The 23,665-nt window shown below is 41.9% G+C and carries 23 protein-coding genes; 14 read left to right on the plus strand and 9 right to left on the minus strand.

Going from position 1 to position 23,665, the window contains the following annotated elements:
• Positions 1-6: 6 nt before the first annotated feature.
• Together FTV08_RS10795 and FTV08_RS10800 are read left to right on the plus strand one after the other, a co-directional pair.
• A complete protein-coding gene (locus FTV08_RS10795) occupies positions 7-2,946 on the plus strand; it encodes an insulinase family protein (protein WP_180087299.1) in 2,940 nt (979 codons plus the stop codon).
• A gap of 21 nt (positions 2,947-2,967) precedes the next feature.
• Positions 2,968-4,107, plus strand: coding sequence for a phospholipase A (locus FTV08_RS10800; protein WP_004646777.1), 1,140 nt, complete (start codon positions 2,968-2,970; stop codon positions 4,105-4,107).
• Positions 4,108-4,176: 69 nt separating this feature from the next.
• On the opposite strand, the gene FTV08_RS10805 is transcribed toward FTV08_RS10800, so the two are convergent.
• Entirely contained in the window at positions 4,177-5,517 is a 1,341-nt protein-coding gene (locus FTV08_RS10805) for a TrkH family potassium uptake protein (protein ID WP_180087300.1), read from the minus strand.
• Positions 5,514-6,170 carry a TrkA family potassium uptake protein gene (locus tag FTV08_RS10810; protein ID WP_005246545.1) on the minus strand — a complete coding sequence of 219 codons (657 nt, stop codon included), beginning with the start codon at positions 6,168-6,170 and terminating at the stop codon, positions 5,514-5,516. The genes FTV08_RS10805 and FTV08_RS10810 overlap by 4 nt, the downstream gene beginning before the upstream one ends.
• A gap of 121 nt (positions 6,171-6,291) precedes the next feature.
• Between FTV08_RS10810 and FTV08_RS10815 the strand changes: the two genes are divergently transcribed.
• Positions 6,292-6,846 (plus strand): hypothetical protein, encoded by a 555-nt coding sequence (locus tag FTV08_RS10815; protein WP_180087301.1) that lies wholly within the window; start codon positions 6,292-6,294, stop codon positions 6,844-6,846.
• Positions 6,847-6,883: 37 nt separating this feature from the next.
• On the opposite strand, the gene ilvA is transcribed toward FTV08_RS10815, so the two are convergent.
• Positions 6,884-8,422, minus strand: a complete 1,539-nt coding sequence (ilvA, locus tag FTV08_RS10820) for a threonine ammonia-lyase, biosynthetic (protein WP_004646781.1) — start codon at positions 8,420-8,422, stop codon at positions 6,884-6,886.
• Positions 8,423-8,526: 104 nt separating this feature from the next.
• On the opposite strand from ilvA, the gene rpiA reads away from it, so the two are divergent.
• From rpiA to FTV08_RS10855, 7 genes are all read left to right on the plus strand, one after another.
• Positions 8,527-9,198 (plus strand): ribose-5-phosphate isomerase RpiA, encoded by a 672-nt coding sequence (gene rpiA / locus FTV08_RS10825; protein WP_004279784.1) that lies wholly within the window; start codon positions 8,527-8,529, stop codon positions 9,196-9,198.
• Positions 9,199-9,366: 168 nt separating this feature from the next.
• Positions 9,367-10,047: a M48 family metallopeptidase gene (locus tag FTV08_RS10830; protein WP_180038697.1), complete on the plus strand. Its 681-nt coding sequence runs from the start codon at positions 9,367-9,369 to the stop codon at positions 10,045-10,047.
• A gap of 183 nt (positions 10,048-10,230) precedes the next feature.
• Positions 10,231-11,286, plus strand: coding sequence for an N-acetyl-gamma-glutamyl-phosphate reductase (gene argC, locus FTV08_RS10835; protein ID WP_171057010.1), 1,056 nt, complete (start codon positions 10,231-10,233; stop codon positions 11,284-11,286).
• A gap of 77 nt (positions 11,287-11,363) precedes the next feature.
• Positions 11,364-12,113, plus strand: coding sequence for a DUF6776 family protein (locus tag FTV08_RS10840; protein ID WP_004279781.1), 750 nt, complete (start codon positions 11,364-11,366; stop codon positions 12,111-12,113).
• Between the two features lie 18 nt (positions 12,114-12,131).
• A complete protein-coding gene (gene clpS, locus FTV08_RS10845; protein ID WP_004279780.1) occupies positions 12,132-12,545 on the plus strand; it encodes an ATP-dependent Clp protease adapter ClpS in 414 nt (137 codons plus the stop codon).
• A gap of 9 nt (positions 12,546-12,554) precedes the next feature.
• Positions 12,555-14,831, plus strand: coding sequence for an ATP-dependent Clp protease ATP-binding subunit ClpA (gene clpA, locus FTV08_RS10850; protein ID WP_180087302.1), 2,277 nt, complete (start codon positions 12,555-12,557; stop codon positions 14,829-14,831).
• Between the two features lie 95 nt (positions 14,832-14,926).
• The gene (locus FTV08_RS10855) at positions 14,927-15,280 is read left to right on the plus strand and encodes a YnfA family protein (RefSeq protein ID WP_180087303.1); all 354 of its coding nucleotides are present in this window, start codon (positions 14,927-14,929) and stop codon (positions 15,278-15,280) included.
• 104 nt (positions 15,281-15,384) lie between these two features.
• On the opposite strand, the gene FTV08_RS10860 is transcribed toward FTV08_RS10855, so the two are convergent.
• The 3 genes from FTV08_RS10860 to FTV08_RS10870 all read right to left on the minus strand — a co-directional run bounded on the left by FTV08_RS10860 (position 15,385) and on the right by FTV08_RS10870 (position 17,644).
• Positions 15,385-15,858, minus strand: coding sequence for a hypothetical protein (locus FTV08_RS10860; protein ID WP_180087304.1), 474 nt, complete (start codon positions 15,856-15,858; stop codon positions 15,385-15,387).
• A 104-nt stretch (positions 15,859-15,962) separates the two neighbouring features.
• A complete protein-coding gene (argF, locus tag FTV08_RS10865) occupies positions 15,963-16,883 on the minus strand; it encodes an ornithine carbamoyltransferase (protein ID WP_004280178.1) in 921 nt (306 codons plus the stop codon).
• 113 nt (positions 16,884-16,996) lie between these two features.
• Entirely contained in the window at positions 16,997-17,644 is a 648-nt protein-coding gene (locus FTV08_RS10870; protein ID WP_180087305.1) for a TetR/AcrR family transcriptional regulator, read from the minus strand.
• 230 nt (positions 17,645-17,874) lie between these two features.
• Between FTV08_RS10870 and prpB the strand changes: the two genes are divergently transcribed.
• Both prpB and prpC read left to right on the plus strand, forming a co-directional pair.
• Positions 17,875-18,759, plus strand: a complete 885-nt coding sequence (gene prpB, locus FTV08_RS10875; protein ID WP_004280180.1) for a methylisocitrate lyase — start codon at positions 17,875-17,877, stop codon at positions 18,757-18,759.
• Positions 18,760-18,763: 4 nt separating this feature from the next.
• A complete protein-coding gene (gene prpC, locus FTV08_RS10880) occupies positions 18,764-19,903 on the plus strand; it encodes a 2-methylcitrate synthase (protein ID WP_180087306.1) in 1,140 nt (379 codons plus the stop codon).
• A 65-nt stretch (positions 19,904-19,968) separates the two neighbouring features.
• Here prpC and FTV08_RS10885 read toward each other — a convergent pair whose 3' ends face one another.
• Together FTV08_RS10885 and FTV08_RS10890 are read right to left on the minus strand one after the other, a co-directional pair.
• A complete protein-coding gene (locus tag FTV08_RS10885) occupies positions 19,969-20,589 on the minus strand; it encodes an aminotransferase (protein WP_180087307.1) in 621 nt (206 codons plus the stop codon).
• 102 nt (positions 20,590-20,691) lie between these two features.
• A complete protein-coding gene (locus tag FTV08_RS10890; protein WP_180087308.1) occupies positions 20,692-21,168 on the minus strand; it encodes a CinA family protein in 477 nt (158 codons plus the stop codon).
• Positions 21,169-21,420: 252 nt separating this feature from the next.
• Here FTV08_RS10890 and FTV08_RS10895 point away from each other — a divergent pair, with 252 nt between their 5' ends.
• The gene (locus tag FTV08_RS10895; RefSeq protein WP_004280185.1) at positions 21,421-21,651 is read left to right on the plus strand and encodes a hypothetical protein; all 231 of its coding nucleotides are present in this window, start codon (positions 21,421-21,423) and stop codon (positions 21,649-21,651) included.
• Positions 21,652-22,273: 622 nt separating this feature from the next.
• On the plus strand, positions 22,274-22,552 hold the full coding sequence (locus tag FTV08_RS10900) for a hypothetical protein (protein WP_180087309.1): 279 nt from the start codon (positions 22,274-22,276) through the stop codon (positions 22,550-22,552).
• 105 nt (positions 22,553-22,657) lie between these two features.
• Here FTV08_RS10900 and FTV08_RS10905 read toward each other — a convergent pair whose 3' ends face one another.
• A complete protein-coding gene (locus FTV08_RS10905) occupies positions 22,658-22,999 on the minus strand; it encodes a hypothetical protein (protein WP_004646794.1) in 342 nt (113 codons plus the stop codon).
• Positions 23,000-23,665 lie beyond the last annotated feature (666 nt).

The following is a 23,665-nucleotide window of genomic DNA, read 5'->3' on the forward strand; positions in this document are numbered from 1 at the left end:
GATCGCATGACTGTAGATGTCACTGAAACCATTTCTCAAACTGTACATCCTGCGTTTCAGTTGGTACGTCAACAACATGTTGAAGCTTTAGACATTTTCGTGTCTGAATATAAACATAAAGTGACTGGCGCCACACATTATCATCTGGCGACCAATCACGACGAAAATGTCTTTCTGGTGGCGTTTCGTACCCAGCCGATGGATTCTAAAGGCGAAGCACATATTCTGGAACATACTGCGCTGTGTGGTTCAGAAAAATTCCCGGTGCGTGATCCATTCTTCCTGATGATTCGCCGTTCACTGAATACTTTCATGAATGCCTTTACTGCGGCGGACTGGACTGCGTACCCATTTGCGACGCAGAACAGCAAGGATTTCCAGAACCTGCTTGAAGTGTATATGGATGCAGCATTTGCTGCGAACCTCAATCCACTAGATTTTGCCCAGGAAGGCATTCGCATTGAGCTGGAAAATGGCGAGCCTGTCTATAAAGGCGTGGTCTTTAATGAAATGAAAGGTGCGATGAGTTCGCCTTCAGATCAGTTGTATCACACGCTGGCGCATCATTTATTCCCAAATACGACCTATCACTATAATTCGGGTGGTGATCCTAAAGATATTCCTGACCTGACTTACCAAGAGTTGGTTGATTTCTATAAGTCACATTATCATCCAAGTAATGCAGTCTTCATGACCTTTGGCAATAAGACCGCATTCGAATTGCAAGAGCAGTTTGAACATCTGGCATTGTCTAAATTTGAAAAAGGTCAGACGCTGTATCCAACACCTGAAACCCGTTTGACTGCACCATTGACGGTGACAGACAGCTATGCGGTCGATGCCGAAGATCTACAGGACAAGACCTATCATGTGCTGTCATGGTTATTACCGGAAGCCAGTGACATTAAACTGCGTTTGGGCATGCGTTTAGTTGAAGGTATCTTATTAGAAGATTCAGCATCGCCACTGCGTCATTATCTGGAAACTTGTGGTTATGCAGATGCAACAGGTCCATTCATGGGCGTGGATGATTCTAATTTTGAAATGACTTTCTACTGCGCGGTACAGGGTTCAAATCCTGAACATGCAGAAGAATTTAAAAATGGTGTGTTTAAGGTTCTGGAAGATGTTGCCTCTAAACCAGTTGATCAGAGCATGGTCGATGCGATCCTGCATCAAATTGAATTGCATCAGCGTGAAATCAATGGCGATGGTACGCCGTATGGTTTGAGCTTGATTCTGAGCGGTCTGGGTAGCGCGATTCATCATCGTGATCCGGTCGAAGTTTGGGATGTGGACTCTGCGATTGCCGCAGTCAAAGAAGAGCTGCAAGATCCGATGTGGTTATCCAATCTGATCAAAGAGCATCTGCTGGATAATCCACATCGTGTCCAATTGACACTGGTTCCGGATGCGACTAAATCTGCTAAAGAAGCAGCGGATGAAAAAGCGCGTTTGGCTGAAATTGGCAAGAATCTGACTGAAGAGCAGAAAGCGGAAATTATTGCCCAGACTGAAGCATTGAATATTCGTCAGGACACGCCGGATGACTTGAACTTATTGCCGAAAGTCGGTCTGGAAGATGTTCCTGCGGAATTACAGATTGTGCAAGGTCAGTTACGCGAGATTATCTGTAACCGTGTTGATACGCCGTTGAACCTGTATCATGCCGGCACCAATGGGATTTATTATCAACAGGTTCTGGTCAATATTCCGGATGAAGTGGTGCAGTCGCCTTACTTTAACCTACTGTCGATCCTGATGGGTGAAGTCGGTGCGGGTGAGTATGATTATCTTGAGTTCCAGCAACTGCAAACAGCGGTAAGTGGCGGTCTGGGCATGGGCGCATCTTTGCGTTCTAAAGTCGATGACAAAAACAAAATTACTGCCTGGTTGACGCTGACTACCAAATCTTTGGTGAATCATCTGGATGCAATTCGTCTGTTAAAGATCGGTTTTGAACAGCTTCGTTTTGATGAGAAAGACCGTATTATCGAGCTGTTACAACAGCGTAAAACGCGCTGGCAGTCACGTATTTCTGGTTCTGGACATAGCTATGCAATGCAAACGGCTTCACGCCAGCATAGTGCATTGGCTTTGCGTGATTATCACAATACCGGTTTGGGTGCATTGAACTGGCTGATCGAACTGGTGTCTAAGATCGAAAAAGATCCGGCTGAATATGATCTTCTGATTGACGAGTTAAAACGAATTCATCGTGTTTTGTTGCAAGCGCCGAAGCAGTTCCTGTTAGTCTGTGAAGAGCCGCAGTCTGTGCATCTGATCGAAGAAATTCAGAATGTCTGGGACAAGCTTGCGGTGGATTCTGCACCAGTTGCACTGACTCAAGTCGAAAAAGTAACCCATGATCAGCACGAAGCCTGGTTGATTCAAGCCAATGTCCAATTCTGTGCGGCTGCTTATCCTGCTGTTGAAGTTTCACACCCTGATGCTGCTGCATTGATGGTGCTGGCAGGTTATTTGCGTAATGGCTTCCTGCACAGCGCCATTCGTGAAAAAGGCGGTGCCTATGGCGGTGGTGCGAGCTATGACGGCAATGCCTGTTCATTCCGTTTCTATAGCTACCGTGACCCACGTCTGGCAGAAACTTTCCAGGATTTTGATGCCAGTATCCAGTGGTTACTCAATGCACCACAACAGCCGCATCAACTGGAAGAAGCCATTCTGGGTCTGATCGCCAGTATGGATAAACCGGGTTCACCGGCAGGCGAAGCCATTACTGCATGTTATTCTTACTTGCATCAACGTACATCAGCGTTCCGTAAAAAATTACGTGAACGTTTATTAAATGTCACACTGGATGATTTGCAGCGTGTTGCACAGACCTATCTGGTCGAGCAGCAGGCGACGAAAGCCGTTGTAGCGCCAGTGGCAAAACGTGAAATGCTTGAGCAGCTTGGTTTTGTAATTCAACAAGTTCTATAAATAAAAAAAAGAGGATAAGGGATGGCGCTTAATTCGTTTAAGCGCTCAACTCTACAGCTGAGCGTGTTGCTGGGCTGTGCAGTTGGGACGCAAGTGAATGCGGAAGAAACAGTAGTCAACAGTCCCACGCCGGCAACGGCTGAAGCCTGTGCTGCACTGGAAATTAGTGCAGAGCGTCTGGCCTGTTATGATACTTTATTTAAAATTCCGGTTACTGATAAGCCTGCAATCGTTTCTGAACGTCGTGCAGCAGCAGAAATTGCGCCTGAACCCGACAATTTAAAAGCGAAAATTGGTCAGACTGTTTCCAATATTTACGCTTCTGAAGGATCAAAGCTGACGCCGAATCTGTCTTTGCTGGATAGCCGCTGGGAACTCTCTCCGGAAAGTAAATTAGGCACCTGGAACATTCGTTCTTATCAGCCGGTGTATTTGATGCCAGGTTTCTGGACATCAAACAAGAATGAATTACCCGAGAGTGAAAATCCCAACAATATAGAGACAGAGAAACAGAATCTCACCTCAACTGAAGCTAAGTTTCAACTGTCTTTAAAGACCAAGGCGGTTGAAAATATCTTGGGAGATAATGGCGATCTCTGGCTTGGTTATACCCAATCTTCACGTTGGCAGGTGTATAACTCGGAAGAATCACGTCCGTTTCGTGAAACCAACTATGAACCCGAAGCCAGTTTAATCTTCCGTACCAACTATGATCTTTTAGGTCTTAACTGGCGTATGTTGGGATTGACCATTAATCATCAGTCCAATGGCCGTTCTGATCCGTTATCACGTAGCTGGAACCGGGTGATGCTGAATCTCGGTTTTGAAAAAGACAATTTTGCCTTGATGGTTCGTCCTTGGTATCGCTTTGAAGAGAAGCGAGAAGATGATAACAATCCAGAAATCAAAAACTATATCGGCCGTGGAGACATGACCGCATTTTATCGTTATAAGGAGCATGATTTTTCATTAATGCTGCGACATACCTTAAAAGGTGGAGATGAAAATCGTGGAGCCGTACAGTTCGATTGGTCATTCCCGATCAGTGGGCGTTTGCGTGGCCAATTCCAGCTATTTGATGGCTACGGAGAAAGTCTGATTGATTATAATCACCGTGCCACGTATGTCGGTTTAGGTGTCTCATTGATGAACTGGTTCTAAGATTCCAAGTTTCATGACCTTATAATGAAAATAAAAAACCATGCCGATGCATGGTTTTTTCTAGGTAGATTAACCAATCTGGATTTCTGAAGGCGGATGTTTGAGACGACTCTTTTTGGGAGTCGCAATAAAATAAGCAAGCGTCAGTGGCCCTAGACGCCCGGCGAACATTAACAGCATTAGAATGATCAAACTGACAGGTTGTAGCTCCTCAGTTACCCCTCGGGACAAACCGACGGTACAGGCCGCAGACACGGCTTCAAACAACAGATCCAGAAAATCCTGCTCAGGTTCCAGGATTAATAAGCTCATAAAACCCATCATGATCAACGCTGCAGTAATACACACGACGGCCAATGCTTTAAACGTAGTTTTTTCAGGAATAGAGTGATTAAACAGCCGGATCTCATCTTCGCGTCTTAAAAAACTGATTACGCTGATGACCACAATAATAAACGTACCGACCTTAATGCCGCCCGCCGTACTTAAGGAACCTCCACCAATAAACATTAGAAATATGGTAACTAGAGTGGATGCATCACTCATTTGTTCCATTGGCAAGCTATGAAAACCTGAAGAGCGGGGAACGGTGGCATGGAACCAGGCATTCACGGCCTGATCGCCCAAACTCATGAGACCTAAGGTCTGTGGATTGGAAGCCTCCAATAGCCAAAGTACGATAAAAGCACTTAGGTTCAGACCCAGAATCGTTGAGAGGATTAGCTTGCTGTTGGTACTCAACTTACGCCAGCGCTTATGTTCTTTGACGTCCATCAGCACCAGAAAACCGATACCGCCAATGATATACAGCATACTGATGGTAAAGGTAATCAGATACTGTCCTGAAAAGCTCATCAAGCTATTTGGAAATAGTGAAAATCCACCATTATTAAAAGCGGAGACGCTATAAAAAGCTGCATAAAATAGTGCATCGCTAAACTGATATTCTTTGAGCCAAGCCAAAGTCAGAATCAGCATACCGATTGCTTCAAAGAATAGAGAATATAAAAACACGGCTTTAATGGTAAAACTGACTTTTTTCAGACTGGTTTGTCCGATCGACTCCTGTGCCATGACTTGTTGTTTTAGCCCCATTTGTGGTGCCAGGCTCATCACTGCCAGAATGGCAAACGTCATAAAACCCAAGCCGCCGCATTGCAACAAAAACATAATCACGATTTGGCCGAATACCGTATAGGCTTCACCGACATTTACCACCGATAGCCCGGTAATGGTCACAGCAGAAGTTGCTGTAAATATCGCCTCCAGCCAGCTGATTTCCCCATGATGTGCAATAGGCAGCATCAGCAGCAGTGAGCCGATCAGAATTAATCCGAGAAAACCGAAAGCCAGTAAGCTTGGAGGACTGAGGTTAATCATCCTGTGTTGCTTTAAATCAGAACTTTTCATAGATGTTTAAAATATTTAGCAAGACGGCGCAAAGGTTCCAGCAATCCTTCAACCAGTAAAATATCGCCTTCCTGAAGAATCTGATTGGCATCTACGTGATATTGCAATGTAGATCCGCGTTTATGTAATAAGGTCGTGATTTCAGGAGCATGCTTCATCAACTGATTCAGTGGCGTACCATGATGATCCGCATGAATTTCAATTTTGACAATATAATGATCATCCTCAAGCGCCATATAACGACTGACCATCGGATAGCTTAATGACTGGGCCACCCGAACGCCCATATCTTCTTCAGGGTGAATGATTTTTTCAACATTGAGATGGGTCAGAATCATGTGGTGGGATTTGGATTTGGCCTTTACCCAGATTTTCTTCACGCCCATATTTTTTAAATGCAATACACATAGAATGCTGGCCTCAATATCCTCTCCAATCGCAACGACAACGGCATCACAGCGCTGAATATTCAGCTCGTCTAGTACATGTTCATCGGTTGCATCGGCAATCACAGCATGGGTTAGTTGATCGGAAATATTTTCGACATATTTTTTATTCAGATCGATCCCTATCACTTCATGCTTCAGACTGATCAGCTGCGTGGCCACGGTCGCACCAAAACTGCCAAGCCCAATGACTGCAAATAATGCCATTTGCTATCCTTAATTATTCTAAATAAAGTATTTTGAGTTATGTTAGCGTTAATCTAATCCAAGATGTTTGAAGTTTTACATAATTGATATAAATCGTTTATTTAGAAAGGAAAAGAACTAAATGGTTGAGAATTGTGTGCTTGATTGGGGAGCTATTGCAACGATTGCTGCCGCAATTTTAACGGTTATCGTGGCTTACTGTATTTCAAAGCAATGGAAAACACAAAAGAGAGTTGAGAGAGTTTCAAATATTGCAAAGGAAGTCCATCTGGATATTACAAAATTTGATAAATATTTTGCCCAATATATTGCTTCGCATATTGATAATTTAAATGAAGGACCTAATGAGGGGAATGTATACTATGGTATTGAAAAAGAATTGAATCCGATTATTTATGATTTATATGTAGGTATGATTTCTAATTTAGAGATCATTCTTGAAGTAGAAAAAGATAAAGATCTTGAACAGCTAAAGGGAAGATTAATTAAAACTTACGAAAAACTTGATCAGCTTCAAAATGATATTTTACATTTAGCTATATTTAGTAAAGATAAAATTTTAGATGATGATCGCAGGAGATATCACAGTATTGATATTAAAGTTGCACACGAAGTTTTAACTACAACTCTAAATAGTTTAAAAAAATCATTAATAAAATTTATTGTATACAAATAAAAAAACCGCCTCGAAAGGCGGTTTATGTTTGAAAGAATTACTTCAAGAAACGTTGATAACCCAGATTATTGGTAATTTCCTGATATGGATAGGTAATGGTCTCGAGAGTTTCGATCAAGCCGTCCGGATTCTGTTGTGCATCGGTTGCTTCAAGGCCCACCAGAACACGTCCTTCAGCAGCGCCGTGGTTACGGTAGTGGAACAGGGTAATGTTATGGGTTGGGCCAAGACGTTCCAGGAACATCAGTAAAGCGCCAGGACGCTCTGGGAATTCCACTCGGAACAGGCGTTCATTTTCAATGTCGGCATGACCACCGATCAGGTAACGGATATGCAGTTTGGCCACTTCATCATCAGACAGATCATCAACGTCATATTGGAATTTTAAGGTTTCATAAATTTCCTGACGTTCTTTCTCGCCATTTTTCAGACTAATACCGACAAAGACCTGTGCCGCAGAAGCATCGCTGGCACGGTAGTTAAATTCAGTAATATTACGGCCTTGTAATGCACGGCAGAAACTCAGGAATGAACCTTTCTGTTCCGGAATGGTCACGGCAAAAATCGCTTCTTTGCGTTCACCCAATTCGGTACGTTCAGCGATATAGCGTAAACGGTCGAAGTTCATGTTGGCGCCGCAGACAATCGACACCATGTTTTTCCCTTCGATGCCATGTTCAGCCACGTATTTTTTGATGCCAGCCAGTGCCATTGCACCAGATGGTTCTACAATGCTACGGCATTCGTCATAAGTGTCTTTAATCGCTGCACAGACTTCATCCGTATTCACCAGCACTACATTCGGTTCCACGATCGGGCCTGAATTGTCCGACTTTTGCAGACGAATCACATCAAATGGTTTTTCGCCAATTTGGGCTACGGCTGTACCATCAGCAAATAAACCTACAGATGGAAGAATCACACGCTCATTTGCTTCTAAAGCAGCTTTTAAACAGGCAGATTCGTCGTATTCCACTGGAATGACTTTAACGTGTGGTGCGACATCACCTAAATAGGCTGCAACACCTGCGATCAGGCCGCCACCGCCAACTGCGACAAACACATAGTCGACATCACGCCATTGACGTAGAATTTCATTGGCAATGGTGCCTTGGCCAGCAATCACCAATTCATCATCATAAGGTGGAATGAAAGTCATGCCATCTTCCTGGGCACGTTGAATCGCATATTTATTGGCAACATCAAATGAATCACCATGTAAAACCACTTCGCCACCCAGACGTTTAACCGCCTGCACCTTGATATCAGGCGTGGTTTTAGGCATCACAATAATCGCGCGAATACCCAGCTTTTTCCCTGAGAGTGCCACGCCCTGTGCATGGTTACCCGCTGAAGCAGTAATAACGCCACGTTCCATTTGTGATTTCGGTAATTGACTAATACGGTTATAGGCACCGCGTAGCTTGAATGAAAAAACCGGTTGTAAATCTTCACGTTTAAAGCGGATGTTATTATTGAGTCGTTCGCTAATTCGTGGCGCTGCTTCGAGTGGAGTTTCGATTGCAACATCGTAGACCGTTGCTTGTAAAATTTGTCGAACCAAACGAGACAGCATGTTAATTTTCCATCTAACAGTTTAAAATAGGGGCTTATTGTAACAAACCACACGGCTTTGCGGTTTAAAAAAGCTGCAAAAGTCCAAAATAGTTGAGTGAAGCCATGAGTCTATATGCAACCCAAGATGAGAAAAAACAAGCAGCAGCTAAAGCCGCTTTAAAACACTTGCCAAAAGGGGGCATTTTAGGCGTAGGTACAGGCAGTACTGTAAACTTTTTAATTGACTTATTACCTGAGCTGCAATTGGAAGCTGCGGTAGCCAGTTCAGAAGCAACTGCACAGCGCTTAAAAAAGCTCGGTATTGAAGTAGTGGATATGAACTCTGTCAGTGGTTTAGATGCCTATGTCGATGGCGCAGACGAAATTGATCGTCATATGCATATGATCAAAGGTGGCGGCGCAGCATTGACACGTGAAAAAATTGTTGCCTCTATTGCGAAAAAATTTGTGTGTATCGTGGATGATTCAAAATGGGTTGGACAATTGGGTCGTGAGTTTCCGCTTCCTGTAGAAGTGATTCCAATGGCGCGTTCTGCGGTTGCGCGTAAAATCGTATCTTTAGGTGGCGATCCTGCTTATCGTGAAGGTGTGGTAACTGACAACGGTAACGTGATTTTAGATGTATATAACCTCAATATTCTGAATGCGCTTGAACTGGAAAAAACCTTAAACGATATTCCGGGCGTGGTGTGTAACGGTATCTTTGCGATCAACAAAGCAGATATCGCAATTGTCGCGACGGATAACGGAATTGAAGAGCGTACAGCGGTTTAATTTTAAAATCTCCCCAAATCCTGAACAGAAGTTAAAGTACTGCTTTAACTTTTGTGCAAGAAAAGCCTCATTTTAGATTTTTTAAGAGGAGCTTTTCTCCCTCCTTAATAAAGGTGAGTAGCACTGCTACGCAAGGGGGAGGATTAAAAAAATGATTAAATATAAAAAATGACCTTATCCGACCTACCCGAAATTCAAATCACCCGAAATGTCCGTTCAACACGGTTACGTTTGCGTGTCGATGCAACACAGATTCGCCTTACAGCACCGGTTTTTTGCAGCAAAAAACAGATACAGCATTTTATTGAACAATCTGAAAGCTGGCTGATTAAAACCTGGCAATCCCAGCAGGAAAAAATCGAAAATATTGACCGGACGCTACCGAGTGAGCTGCGGTTATTCAATCTAAAAGCAGCAGTAAAAATTTCTTATCACAGCCAGAAAAACAACTTTATTTTTAATGATGAAAATTTACAGCTTCGGATCAGTGACCGACATCCTGAAGAATATTTAAAAACTTTCGTGATTGCCTACGCAAAAGAACAGCTTCCTTCATATTTAAATCTCGTCTCACAACAATGTCATTTGCCTTTTAAAAACTGCAACATTAGACATCCCAAAACCCGATGGGGCAGTTGTTCTGCCAAACATGACATTATGTTGAACAGCGCGCTGGTATTATTTCCTGAACAAGTCGCGCGTTATGTCGCTGTCCATGAACTGGTACATACAAAGCATTTTGATCATAGTCCACGGTTTTGGGCAGAAGTTGCCAAGCATGATCAGCATTTCCAGCAGCATCGTATAACGCTGAAAAATACGCCGTTGCCATATTGGTGGGGTGCCTAAAAGCATAATTAATAAGTCCATATAACTCTATTAAAATAGCCTAAGCAATCTATGCATTTAATCCTCTAAACCGGCCTTATCCTACTGATCAATTAAAAAACCAGCAAACCCCAGTGAAATGGTTTAGAAAACCTCAACTTCCTGTCATACTAGGCCTTATAAAGGAAACATTTATTTGAGGTAATCATCGTGATTTCAGTGGGTATTGTGGGTGGTACGGGTTATACAGGCGTTGAACTTTTGCGTCTTTTGCTACGACATCCAGATGTAAATGTAACAGCACTGACATCACGTACTGAAGCAGGTCGTCGTGTAGATGACATGTTCCCAAGCTTGCGCGGGCATACCAATCTTAAATTTTCTGATTTGAGTCTGGGTTTATTAAAATCATGCGATGTGGTGTTCTTTGCAACGCCGCATGGTGTCGCAATGAAACATGCCGAAGAGCTGGTTGCTGCAAATACCAAAGTGATCGACTTAGCGGCAGATTTTCGTTTACAAGATCTTGAACAGTTTGAAAAATGGTATGGCATGCAACATGCATGTCCAGAACTGTTAAAAGATTCTGTTTATGGTTTATCTGAGCTAAATCGTGAAGAAATTAAAAAGGCCAGTGTGATCGGGAATCCGGGGTGTTATCCAACTACAGTTCAGTTGGGTCTGGCGCCAGTCTTAAAAGCGGCTGAAGCATTGGTGAAACCTGAAAGCATTATTATCGATGCCAAATCTGGTGTATCAGGTGCAGGTCGTAAAGCCAGTCTGGGCATGATTTATTCTGAAAATTCCGATAATTTTAAGGCCTATGGTGTAGCGGGTCATCGTCATCACCCTGAAATTGTCGAAGCATTGGAAAAAATTTCAGGTCAAAAAAATGTGTTTGATCATATTTTATTTGTACCGCATTTGGTGCCGATGATTCGTGGTATGTTGTCGACCATCTATATCGATTTAACTGAAGCAGGCCAATCAGCAGATTTACAAGCGCTATATGAGCAGTTCTATGCCAATGAAGCATTTGTCGATGTTATGCCGGCGGGTAGCTCACCCGAAACCCGTTCAGTGCGTGGAGCGAATCAGTTGCGTATTGCCTTGTATAAGCCACAACCAACGAAACTGGTTGTACTGGTTGCACAAGACAATCTGGTAAAAGGGGCAGCAGGTCAGGCTGTACAAAACATGAACCTGATGTTTGGTTTTGCTGAAGACGCTGGCTTAAATAATATTGGTTTATTACCATAAAAAACGTATTAGAACTTCACACACATTTAGATTTGCATTTAAATGTGTGTCTTGATTAAAGCAAACAAGAGATCAAAATGCCGAATAACGAGTCAAATACGACGCTTCCTCAGGAACCCGGTACTAAGAAACCATTCATGAAAGGCAATACCCCCTTAGCCATTGGTGCGGCTGTATTGATCTTAAGCAGTGGCGTACTCGGATATACCGTAGGACATCGTCAGGGTTTGACTGCGGCGGGTTATGATGCGGATGCAGAGCAACTGGTCGATGTGGTACAGACTCAGAAAGCCAGTCTGGAAACACTGAACAAGACGCTGAATACTGCGGTTCAGGAGCGTGATCTGGCGGTCAGCAATGCCAATGATCTGTATCTGGCCATGACCAAGGCACGTGATGAACAGGTGCAGGCCGAAAGTGTGGGAACCATTTATCGCGAAATTTTGCGTCAGCGTGGTGGTTTGGCATTGGCGGTTCAAAACCTGTCGATTAAACCATTACCCGAAAATGCCTTTGAATACCAGATTGATCTGGTTCAGGTCAGTCCAGGCAAAAGTCGTGCTTCAGGTAGTGTGGAACTGCGCCTGATTAAAGGGACTGAAATTCTGGTGGTACCACTGGAAGATAAAAACTTTAATTTTGAAAATTATGAGCGACTCACTGGCCGCTGGACCATGCCGAAAGGCTTTAAACCAGAATTTATTGAAGTGCGTCTTACTGGTGCCAAGCCTGTGATTCGTCGTTTTAGTTGGGAACAGGGCAAAGCAGTCGAAAATCAGTCTGCCACCTTGTCAGAAATTCCGAAAACCGAAGCAAATGCAAATTAAGTGTGAAATATAAATCTTATGCCAAGCAATAAACGTCAAATGTGTTTAAGTGATATTAAAAATTCTTTTAATGAGTCTGGAATCGTTGATTGGCATATCAGCCCACGTTTAGCAAATGAACCCTCTGAAGACGGTGATTCTGACCTAGCTGTACAGACTGCACCGCCAGAACTGAAACGTCCACCGTTGTATGCGGTTGTTTTATTAAATGACGACTATACGCCGATGGAGTTTGTAATTGAAATTTTACAACAATACTTTGCAATGAATCTTGACCAAGCTACACAAGTAATGCTAACTGTACATTATGAAGGAAAGGGTGTAGCTGGGGTTTATCCTCGAGACATTGCGGAGACCAAAGCGAACCAAGTCAATAATTATGCTCGATCACAAGGTCATCCGTTACTTTGCCAAATAGAGCCTAAAGATTAAGGGGGTTACATGCTCAGTCGTCAATTAGAAGTATCACTACGTTTGGCTGTCAGCATGGCTCGTCAAAAGAGACATGAGTTCCTGACCGTAGAACATTTATTGTTAGCCTTGCTCGACAATGATTCAGCCGTGAATGCTCTCAAAGCATGTGGTGCGGACATCATCGTGTTGCGTAAGGAATTAGAAGAGTACGTAGAACAACATACCCCTAAACTTAGTGAAAATAGTGATCAGGCACCACACCCGACAGAAAGCTTCGACCGGATCTTGCAACGCGCGATTTTTCACGTGCAGTCAAGCGGCGGCGATCGTACTGTAGAAGGTGCTGATATTCTGGTTGCCATGTATTCTGAGCGTGACTCATTTGCAGTCTATCTGCTGAAACGTCATCAAATTAACCGTCTGACCCTGACTCAGTACCTGTCTCATGGTACCCGTAAAGAAGATGTACAGTCTGAAGAAGAAATCGAAGATCTAGATGGCGAATCAGCATCTTCAGCAAGTTCAGGTCCACTTGAACTTTATACCACTAACCTGAATGTTGAAGCACAAAAAGGTAAGACCGATCCACTGATTGGTCGTGAAAAAGAAATCGAGCGTGCCGCGCAAATTCTTTGCCGCCGTCGTAAAAATAACCCACTCCTTGTCGGTGATCCAGGTGTCGGTAAAACCTCGATTGCTGAAGGGCTGGCTTGGTTAATTGTCAATGGTAAAGCGCCAAAACCACTGGAAAATGCTGAAATTTTCAGTCTGGACATTGGTGCTTTGGTGGCAGGAACCAAATACCGTGGCGACTTTGAAAAACGCTTGAAACAGCTTTTAAATGCGTTGAAAAAGAAACCTGAAGCAGTGCTGTTTATTGATGAAATTCACATGATTATTGGTGCAGGCTCGAGTATGGGCAGTACCATGGATGCATCGAATCTGATCAAACCGGCGCTGGCAAATGGTTCTTTACGCTGCATCGGGTCAACCACATTCCAGGAATACCGTCAGGTCTTTGAGAAAGATCATGCTTTATCGCGTCGTTTCCAGAAAATTGATGTGAATGAGCCATCTATTTCTGAAACTATTGATATCCTACGTGGTCTGAAATCGAAGTTTGAAGATTTCCATCATGTGGAATATGAAGATCAAGCCTTAGTGTCTGCGGTAGAACTTTCTGCGAAATTTATCAACGACCGTTTCTTGCCAGATAAGGCGATTGATGTCATTGATGAAGCCGGTGCTCAGCGCCGTCTCAAAGCAGAACAAGATGACAGTTTAATCACCGTAGAAAATATTGAAGACATCGTTTCTAAAATTGCGCGTATTCCTCCGAAAACTGTCTCTAAAGATGACAAGAGTGTGCTGGAAAATCTTGAGCGTGATTTAAAACGTGTGGTCTTTGGTCAGGATGAAGCGATTGAGGCCTTGGCTTCTGCAATTAAACTGTCACGTGCCGGTTTGAAGTCTCCAGATAAGCCTGTAGGTAGTTTTGTCTTTGCGGGTCCTACAGGTGTTGGTAAAACCGAAGTGACCAAGCAGCTCGCGAAACAGATGGGTGTGGAACTGGTTCGTTTTGATATGTCGGAATACATGGAACGTCATGCAGTGTCACGTTTGATCGGTGCACCTCCGGGCTATGTCGGTTTTGATCAGGGTGGCTTGCTCACCGATGCGATTCACAAAAATCCGCATTGTGTGCTGTTGCTAGACGAGATCGAAAAAGCGCATCCAGATGTATTTAACCTGTTATTGCAGATCATGGACCATGGTTCATTGACTGATAATAATGGACGTAAATCTGACTTCCGTAACGTGGTCTTGGTACTGACTACCAATATTGGTGCTGAGAGTATTTCTCGTACTAGCATCGGTTTCATGGAACAAGACAATAGTAACGATAATCAGGAAGCGATGAAGAAAGCCTTCTCGCCAGAATTCCGTAACCGTCTTGATGGCGTGATCCAGTTCAAGGCATTACCAAGCAGCATTATTGAAAATGTTGTAGATAAATTCCTGACAGAACTCCAGGCACAACTGGATGATAAAAAAGTCATGCTCGAAGTGGATCAGAGCGCACGTGAATGGATGTCTGAACATGGCTATGACCGTTTGATGGGTGCACGTCCAATGCAGCGTCTGATTCAGGAACACCTGAAAAAACCGCTGGCTGAAATGATCCTGTTTGGCGAACTGGCTGAAAATGGCGGTAATGTTGCAGTGTCTGTTAAGAAAGAAAATGGTAAAGCTGTCGGCTTAAAACTTGAAGTCTTTGAAGACCAGACTGCTGAACCCGCCTAATGAACGAAAAGGATTAAACCCGTGCTTGCACGGGTTTTTTCATGTGTTCATGTTTTAAATCATTAAATTCCTTCAAATAGTTCAATAAATAAATTATGGAAATTCAAGTTAGCAAGCTGTTCACGACATTTTTACTGTTTTTAGTCACGGCATTGATGGAAATTTTAGGCTGTTATTTTCCTTACCTGATTTTAAATCAGGGGAGAAGCCACTGGTTATGGATTCCGACAGCTCTGGCTTTAGCGGCTTTTGTCTGGCTGTTAACCTTGCATCCAGCTGCTTCAGGACGAATCTATGCCGCTTATGGCGGTATCTATATTTTTTCAGCGCTAATGTGGTTGCGCTTCGTTGATCAAGTGACTCTATCGCGTTGGGATCTACTTGGTGGCATGGTGGTAATACTGGGCGCGTTGATTATTATTTTGCAGCCGCAAGGCTTGGTGCGTTAGCAAGATATAACAGTAAACCTTATTAAAAAAGGCAGCCACAGCTACCTTTTTTTGTTTTTGGATTTTTTAATTTCAAATCAAACTTGATGTCTTATTTAGTTAGATTATTTTAATTTACAATCTTTCTGGGAAATATCAGTTTTATAGGTTTGTGTCTGCGAGTTCAGGCTGAGTTCAACCTTGTATGGGTTCTCAATCTGATAGCGATGTTCAAAGAAAATTTCACAATTATTGAGCAGATTATTGCGAATGACTTTCATCACTTCTTTGCGCCCCAGGTCTTTTTCAAACTGGCTAAAATCGGGCGTGATGATCATGCCTTTCAGTGTGGTTTTATTGGCACTTAACTGTAATTGTTCAATAATCGTATTTTGATCAATCTGCAACGGTAAAGTTCTGGAATCTTCTGCACTGAGCACTGCGAGTAATTCATTCAGTTCAGCTTTTTTCTGAATTTTAAATTTGCTGTCAATAATATTTTTTTCTTGAAGATATTGGTCAAATTCAGAAGCATGCACCGGTAAGGCAGCACTGCTAAAACCAGTCAAGAGTGCCAAAGCCCAATATTTTTTTTGCATTGTATAAAATCACTTTTTATTCCATTTCAACAATGATTATAAGAGCTGAGACAAAAAAAGCACCAGAGATTGGTGCTTAATTTGTGAAGATTCATCTTAAAAAATTAGTCTTTTTTCAGATTTTCATTAATCAGAAATTCAACCAAGGCTTTTTGCGCGTGAAGGCGATTTTCCGCTTCATCCCAAACCACAGCATTTTTATGGTCAAGCAGATTTTCTGAAATCTCTTCGCCACGATGTGCAGGCAAGCAGTGCATAAACAAGCAATCCGGATGTGCAAGATCCATCAGACGTTCATTCACCTGATAATCTGCAAAGGCTTTTTCACGGATCTTTTGTTCTTCTTCCTGGCCCATGCTTGCCCAAACGTCAGTCACGATCAGATCAGCATTCACCGCTGCATCTTCAGCAGAAGGAACCAGTTCCACACAATGGGCAAATTCAGACAGGAATTTTTCTTGTGGCTCATAGCCTTTTGGCGCTGCAATTTTCAGATTAAAGCCCCACATATGTGCAGCTTCAATATAAGAGTTACACATATTGTTGCCATCACCAATCCAGGCAACAGTTTTACCTTCGATTGAGCCACGTTGCTCTACATAGGTCTGCATGTCAGCAAGTAACTGGCAAGGGTGGTGGTCATCAGTCAACGCATTAATCACTGGAACTTTTGAATAAGATGCAAAACGCTCCACGATATCATGGCCGAAAGTACGGATCATCACAATATCCAGCATGCTTGAAATCACACGTGCAGAATCTTCAATCGGTTCACCACGACCTAACTGGGTATCGCGTGAAGACAGGAAAATCGCGCTACCACCAAATTGGCTCATGCCAGCTTCAAACGAAACACGCGTACGGGTACTGGATTTTTCAAAAATCATGCCCATCACTTTACCCACAAATGGTTGGAACACTTCATTGTTATGCTGTTTGCGCTTAAGCTCAATTGCGCGTTGCAAAATCTGGTTAAGTTCTAAAGTTGATAAATCGCGTAAGGTGAGAAAGTGACGGAGAGCCATTCGTTACTCCACAATAATTGCCGAAAAACTCGATCAACAATCAGTTGTTGGTTAGTTTAAGAAAAAATACGGAATCGGCTAATATACTATAAGCAATGAAAAATGCAAAAAAACTAGACTTTTTGATGACCGTCTAAAAAGCGATCCACACAATAACTGATGTATTTGTCGATTTCCTGATCATCTTCCTGTACCGGAATTCCCATCAGAATACGCCATTCCAGATTGCACAAAATACCGAAATACAGCTGCGCCGAATATTGTGGATTTTCGCAATGCAATAAACCTTGCGCATCTGCCTGTTCTAAAGCCGTGGCAATGGCACTTTGCACATGCACCGGGCCTCGCTCATGAATATGCTGAGCAAGTTCAGGATTACGCTGGCTTTGTTCCAGCACCAGACGCATAAAGGCCGAGTTTTCCGGTTGCATAATCTGGTGATAAAAATTAAGCAACGTGTGTACTAAATAACTACGAAAATCCAGTGCCATCAGTTCGATCGGAATACTGATATCTTCAAAAAACTTGATACGACGATAATCGCAGATGGCTTTAAACAAGCCCTCTTTATTGCCAAAGTACTTATAAATAGAGGCTTTAGAGCCACCGGCATGCTGGACGATATCATCCAGAGACACAGCATCATAACCCCGTTCCAGAAATAGCTCGGTTGCACTGATCAGCAGCGCAATACAACGCTCATGACCACGTTTGGTCTGTGGCAGATCTTTGGCGAGCGGTTCTAGGGCGAGGTCTTGCATAGGAGATAGTACATCAACATGTCAATAGAGATTGAAACGCCATCATAGCAAATATATGCACATATTTCATAATTGCGCCAGATAAGTGCGCTATTTGCTAATTAGGTAAAGCAAAACTTAAAAATTTGACTAAAGTTTTAGAGTATTTGTTCTATCAGGTTATGGAATGAGCAAGCCAAATGAGTATACTCGAATTTCAATAATTATAGCCAAGACTGTGGAAAAGGAAGATGACAGAACAAATGTCTGCAGGTTTAAGATTTAGACAAGCGCTTGAAGTCGAGAAACCATTGCAAATTATGGGCACGGTAAATGCCTATGCTGCCATGATGGCCAAACAGGTCGGTTATAAAGCCATTTATTTATCAGGTGCGGGTGTCGCGAATTATTCTTATGGTTTGCCTGATCTGGGCATGACCAGCCTGGATAATGTTCTTGAAGATGTACGCCGGATCACTGAACGTGTGGATACACCTTTACTGGTTGATATCGATACCGGTTGGGGCGGTGCATTAAATATTGCCCGCACGATTAAGCAGATGATTGCAGCAGGAGCCGCTGCGGTTCATATTGAAGATCAGGTGGCACAGAAGCGTTGTGGTCATCGTCCAAATAAAGAAATCGTATCGCAGCAAGAAATGGTCGATCGTATCAAAGCGGCTGTAGATGCGAAAACCGATTCAAACTTTGTGGTAATGGCGCGTACCGATGCGCTGCAAAAAGAAGGCCTGCAAGCCGTGATTGACCGTGCTTCTGCCTGTGTTGAAGCGGGCGCAGATGCGATCTTTGCTGAAGCGATGACCGATATCACCATGTACCGTACAGTGTGTGATGCGGTCGGTGTTCCAGTCTTGGCAAATATTACCGAATTTGGTGATACACCCTATTATACGGTAGATGAACTGGCTGAGCAGGGTATTGGCATGGTGCTGTATCCATTGTCAGCGACACGTGCAATGCAAAAAGCTGCACTTGAAGTGATGCGTTCGGTGCGCGAACATGGTACTCAGGTAAATGTGCTGGATATTATGCAACAACGAAAAGAACTCTACGAATTTTTAGATTATCACAGCTTCGAAGACACATTAGATAAACTGTTTAAACAGGAGAATTAAAAAAATGGCTGAAGGAAAAGTACTCACTGGCGCAGGATTGCGCGGACAAGTGGCAGGTAAAACCTCACTTTCAACAGTAGGCAAAAGTGGCGCAGGTCTGACCTATCGCGGTTATGACGTGCAGGATCTGGCTGAACATTGCCAGTTTGAAGAAGTCGCTTATCTGATTTTCTTCGGAGAATTGCCGACTGCAGAGCAATTGGCTGCCTACAAAGCCAAACTGAAATCCTTGCGCACTTTACCTCAGGCATTAAAAGAAGTCCTTGAGCGTATTCCTGCGGATTCGCATCCAATGGATGTGATGCGTACTGGCGTTTCCATGCTGGGCAATCTTGAAACTGAGCAGTCTTTTGAGCAGCAACAGGATATCGCAGACCGCATTTTGGCAACTTTGCCGGCAATCATTTGTTACTGGTATCGTTATAGTCATGACGGCGTACGTATTGAAGAAAATACTGACGATGATTCGATTGGTGCACAGTTCCTGCATCTTCTGCATGGTGAAAAACCAAATGAGCTACATGAACAGGTAATGAATGTTTCCTTGATTCTGTATGCAGAGCATGAATTCAATGCTTCGACTTTTACCGCTCGTGTGTGTGCATCAACGCTGTCAGATATGCATTCCTGTATTACCGGTGCAATCGGTTCCTTGCGTGGCCCTCTACATGGCGGTGCCAACGAAGCTGCGATGGACATGATCGAAAACTGGAAGTCGCCTGAAGAAGCTGAACGTGAAATGCTGGGTATGCTGGAACGTAGAGAAAAAATCATGGGCTTCGGTCATGCGATCTATAAGGACAATGATCCGCGTAATGGTATTATTAAAGTCTGGTCGGAGCGTTTAGCCAAAGATGTCGGTGATACCGTACTTTATCCAGTGTCAGTGCGCTGCGAAGAAGTCATGTGGCGTGAGAAGAAATTATTCTGTAATGCGGATTTCTTCCATGCTTCGGCTTATCATTTCATGGGCATTCCAACCGAGTTGTTTACCCCGATCTTTGTTATGTCACGTGTGACAGGTTGGGCAGCGCATGTGATGGAACAGCGTGCAGATAACCGTATTATCCGTCCAAGCGCGGACTATACCGGTCCAGAACTACGTAAAGTAGTGCCAATCGCTGAGCGTTCTACAGCGGCTTGATCCGTAAATGTCCTAGAATAAAAATAAGGTCTCAATTGAGACCTTATTTTTTTTAGTGAATTCTGTTATCGACTTAACAGTGCCGGATCTTCAATGCTATAACCTGTTTCAAAAGGAATACCCAGATACTTTACTATTACCAGGGTTTTATTCTGTTTCGGAACTTTATAGGCCTGGCTAATTTTCAAGCCTTGCTGATAACTGACTGCTTGCTGAACCGGACTTTTTTGTAAGCTGGATTTTACTTGATATTGATAGGTCCATTTTGGCACTTTTTCCTGAGGATCATGCCAGGCAGGCGCGCTACCTTTTTTTGTCTTTAACACCTTAAGCTGTAGTTTTGATTTTTGAATTGGATTTAATGGAACTAAACGTTTTTTGATTTTGGCAATGTCCTGATCAAACTTGCGACTGTCTTGATCATAATCGATGCGCTTGGTTTTAGGATTGATATATAAGGAATTGACCTGAACCAGTTGATTTGGTTTTTGGGATTTAAAATTATAATAATATAGTTGAGGCAAGCGTCCACGACCATCAAGATAATGACGCATGATATAAAGCTTCTGTTCTTTGACTTCATAGCCTAGAACTTCAATATTTTGTGGACCGCCTACGGTAGCGAAAGCCAGAGTGGGCAAGCTCAGAGGGAGCAGGAGCAGTGCAGTTTTAATATTCATGGTCATTCCACCCTCAAAAAAATAGATTGGCATTTGATCATGCCAATCTATCTTAAAATACGGTAGAAATAATGAAGCTTATTCAGGCTATACAGTAACTTTGAAAGCTTAGCTGTTATTCAACAGATTGATCATGTCATGTGCAACCACAGCTGACAGTTTGTTGAGGCGTTCAAGTGGCGAGCCTTTGAGATAATACTGGAACTGATGGATTTGCGTGCCGTCATTAATGGCCACAAAAAATGTTCCTTCCGGTTTCTCTGGTGTCGCGCTACCACCTGGTTTAAGTAACCCTGTACAGGCGATAATCCAGTCAGCATCACGGAACATTTTTTTACCTGCTTCCGCCAGAGCAACTGTTACCGGCATAGATTCCGCAGTATGACTATTGATCAGATTCTTGGAAATGCCCAATACTGAAGTCTTGACACTTACATCGTAACAGATCAAACCACCAATCAGAATTTCGGCACCTTCTCCTTTACAAATGGAGAACTGGCTACTGAGATATCCAGAACTTGCGCTTTCGATACAGGCAATTTTTATGTTTTTCTCTTCGAGTAAGCCGCAACAGGTTTTTATCATAGTCTCTATATTTTCTTTGTGGGAGTGATTTTAGATCAATTTAGACAGATTTTTTCTGTCGATCAACTCCAAGTATATTTATATTTTTATGAAAGTTAAAATTTTTTTCATAGATTAGTGTAATTTCATGTTGATCTGATCGCAAAATCTGAATGGTTAAAGCTTGGGCTATTTTCAAAAATAGAGGTTTCTTCTCAGGCGGAACAGTGGTAAAAATAAAAATAAAGTGCTTAGTGAAAGTAGGGTGTTGGAATGAAAACCACAGTAAAATATGTAGTCTTAAAAAGTCTTGACTATCAATTGGGTACACCATTATTTCAGGAAGAAATTGACGCTGATGGTCAATATTTTGATCAGATACCAAGCACAATTTCTTATCAGAACTTACAGTTCAAAGTAAAAAGCAAAGAGCTTAAACGTTTGCATCTGGCCGAAGAGCAGGAAGATACTCAAACGATTATCGTCAAAGTAGTCAATATCTAATAAAAACTGAATAGAATAAGCCTCTTTTAAAGAGGCTTATTTATTATAAATAGATTAATAAATATAATTACAAACAATGATTTGACCTAAGTTAATACCAAAGTAATAGCTAAAACTATTTGAATTAAAGTCAAGATAAATTCGAAACAGCTTAATTGTTATTGGTGAGGTCATGTTAAGTATCGTATTTCCTCACAGTTAAGAACATTCAAAAAGAATTGTATTTTTAATGTTTTATTTAATTTTTTAAAAATATAGAAGATTTAGATTTGTTTTTTTATATTTATAAATATCAATAGTATAGTTATTAAGTGGTTCTGTTTAATAACGCTTTTTAAATTTTATTAAAAATTTTCCTATATATGAAATAGGACTTAAGTTATTCCTTTTATTGGATAATAAATTTTTGACCTATAAAGTCTTTCATTATGTTTCTGTTGCATTATATCAGGTAATTTATGTTGCGCATTAATCTCCACTTCAAGTACTTATCTTACTATTTTTTACATTGAATTAATCTGTAACAGGTTAAAGGTTGGCGAAATCTGAAAAATGCGTAGAGTAGATATTAAGTCGAAACCTATCGGCTTTTAATTTAAAGCAAATAGTAAGGAATACCACCATGGCTAATAATCAACAGCAAGACCAACAGAAACAGCAACAGCAACAGCAACAACAGCAACAGCAACAGCAAAATCAAGATCAGCAGCGTCAACAAAACAACCAGCAAAACCCAAATCAGCAACAAAATAACCAGCAACAACAACAGCCGCAGGGTGGTCAACACAACCAGCAACAGCGCGACCAGCAGCAACAAAACCAGCAAGGCCAACAGCAACAACAGCCACAGCAAAACAGTAACCAGCAACAACAACGTTCACGTAATCAACAAGATCAGTGAAAGCCACAGCGTTAATCTTTTTTAAGAGATATGCTCTTCATAAAAAAACCGCCTGATTCAGGCGGTTTTTTTTATATTTCATTGCACGATTAGACTAAGTATTTATTAACACTGAATATTGGCTTTTAGCTTGTAGAAATTCAAGGCATTGTCTAGGTCGGTGAGCAACTCTTTTTCTGTATATTCCTTGGGTGCAAGTTTTAGCAAGGCAGGCATATAGTTATTTTTATATTCTTTAGGATATTGTTCACACAGGATACGTGTTCTTTCTTCCAGACTAATTGTTGAAGAGTCAAGTTTGTCCAGATAAGCACTCAGTTGATTATCTGATTGTTCAAACTGCACTTTAATGTTTGCATCAGCTTCTGCTGCACTCTCTGCTTGCTGTTTTTGGCAGCCGCTTATTGCCAGACTCATCAATAAAGTAATTAGTATGCGATTTTTCATGCTGCCAAAATATTGTTATTGCTCATATGAAAAATTATAGAGAGAAATGACTAAAAAGAAAGCAGGGATCTATAAACTTTATGAGACATTGAACATTCATAACATCCGATATTGACTGAAATAAGGAATTTTCTCCTACAAATCTGAATTAACCTATTCTCATTTATAGGTTTAGCAATTCTTTTTGGGTTTTGGTTATTTAATCGTCTTATTTGCCCATTAAAAAGATTTTTGGATAAATTACAGTCATTTAATTAACAAAAGTAATGGTTTTTTCATATTTTGAAACATTGCATCTATATATCCTACACAGATTGGCTGCATGGCTAGTGATATCTTGGCGTCATTCTAAGAACTTAATGAAAATAATTAAAAATCAGCACATTATAGGGCCTGTTTAATTTAGGAGAGTTAAACAGGCTTTTTCTTTTCCGTCTTAAATCTGGTTTTTTCTTTGCTGATTGTATTTTTTGCTCACTCTCTTTCACATAAGTTTTCATACACAACATAAAGCCTGAAAATTCACTCAGGAGAGATACATGAATAGATGTTATTTATATATCTCTTTTCACGAAAAGACAGGACAAAGCTATGATGAGATGTATATGCGCATTTGGCATGGGCGTGATGGTCGGCTGTTGTTTTAAATCTTGCAAAGAGAAAATG

Origin of the sequence: Acinetobacter sp. YH12226 (assembly GCF_013417805.1) — a bacterium.
Taxonomy (GTDB): domain Bacteria; phylum Pseudomonadota; class Gammaproteobacteria; order Pseudomonadales; family Moraxellaceae; genus Acinetobacter.

Excerpts from the sequence above, each read along its gene's own strand:
- FTV08_RS10815 (WP_180087301.1), top strand. The coding sequence starts at position 6,292 with ATGGTTGAGAATTGTGTGCTTGATTGGGGAGCTATTGCAACGATTGCT.
- FTV08_RS10895 (WP_004280185.1), top strand. The coding sequence starts at position 21,421 with ATGAAAACCACAGTAAAATATGTAGTCTTAAAAAGTCTTGACTATCAA.
- FTV08_RS10810 (WP_005246545.1), bottom strand. The coding sequence starts at position 6,170 with ATGGCATTATTTGCAGTCATTGGGCTTGGCAGTTTTGGTGCGACCGTG.
- clpA (WP_180087302.1), top strand. The coding sequence starts at position 12,555 with ATGCTCAGTCGTCAATTAGAAGTATCACTACGTTTGGCTGTCAGCATG.
- FTV08_RS10870 (WP_180087305.1), bottom strand. The coding sequence starts at position 17,644 with ATGCAAGACCTCGCCCTAGAACCGCTCGCCAAAGATCTGCCACAGACC.
- FTV08_RS10905 (WP_004646794.1), bottom strand. The coding sequence starts at position 22,999 with ATGAAAAATCGCATACTAATTACTTTATTGATGAGTCTGGCAATAAGC.
- prpB (WP_004280180.1), top strand. The coding sequence starts at position 17,875 with ATGACAGAACAAATGTCTGCAGGTTTAAGATTTAGACAAGCGCTTGAA.
- FTV08_RS10900 (WP_180087309.1), top strand. The coding sequence starts at position 22,274 with ATGGCTAATAATCAACAGCAAGACCAACAGAAACAGCAACAGCAACAG.
- rpiA (WP_004279784.1), top strand. The coding sequence starts at position 8,527 with ATGAGTCTATATGCAACCCAAGATGAGAAAAAACAAGCAGCAGCTAAA.
- ilvA (WP_004646781.1), bottom strand. The coding sequence starts at position 8,422 with ATGCTGTCTCGTTTGGTTCGACAAATTTTACAAGCAACGGTCTACGAT.
- FTV08_RS10890 (WP_180087308.1), bottom strand. The coding sequence starts at position 21,168 with ATGATAAAAACCTGTTGCGGCTTACTCGAAGAGAAAAACATAAAAATT.
- FTV08_RS10885 (WP_180087307.1), bottom strand. The coding sequence starts at position 20,589 with ATGACCATGAATATTAAAACTGCACTGCTCCTGCTCCCTCTGAGCTTG.
- FTV08_RS10805 (WP_180087300.1), bottom strand. The coding sequence starts at position 5,517 with ATGAAAAGTTCTGATTTAAAGCAACACAGGATGATTAACCTCAGTCCT.
- FTV08_RS10860 (WP_180087304.1), bottom strand. The coding sequence starts at position 15,858 with ATGCAAAAAAAATATTGGGCTTTGGCACTCTTGACTGGTTTTAGCAGT.
- FTV08_RS10855 (WP_180087303.1), top strand. The coding sequence starts at position 14,927 with ATGGAAATTCAAGTTAGCAAGCTGTTCACGACATTTTTACTGTTTTTA.
- prpC (WP_180087306.1), top strand. The coding sequence starts at position 18,764 with ATGGCTGAAGGAAAAGTACTCACTGGCGCAGGATTGCGCGGACAAGTG.
- clpS (WP_004279780.1), top strand. The coding sequence starts at position 12,132 with ATGCCAAGCAATAAACGTCAAATGTGTTTAAGTGATATTAAAAATTCT.
- FTV08_RS10795 (WP_180087299.1), top strand. The coding sequence starts at position 7 with ATGACTGTAGATGTCACTGAAACCATTTCTCAAACTGTACATCCTGCG.
- argF (WP_004280178.1), bottom strand. The coding sequence starts at position 16,883 with ATGGCTCTCCGTCACTTTCTCACCTTACGCGATTTATCAACTTTAGAA.
- FTV08_RS10840 (WP_004279781.1), top strand. The coding sequence starts at position 11,364 with ATGCCGAATAACGAGTCAAATACGACGCTTCCTCAGGAACCCGGTACT.
- FTV08_RS10800 (WP_004646777.1), top strand. The coding sequence starts at position 2,968 with ATGGCGCTTAATTCGTTTAAGCGCTCAACTCTACAGCTGAGCGTGTTG.
- FTV08_RS10830 (WP_180038697.1), top strand. The coding sequence starts at position 9,367 with ATGACCTTATCCGACCTACCCGAAATTCAAATCACCCGAAATGTCCGT.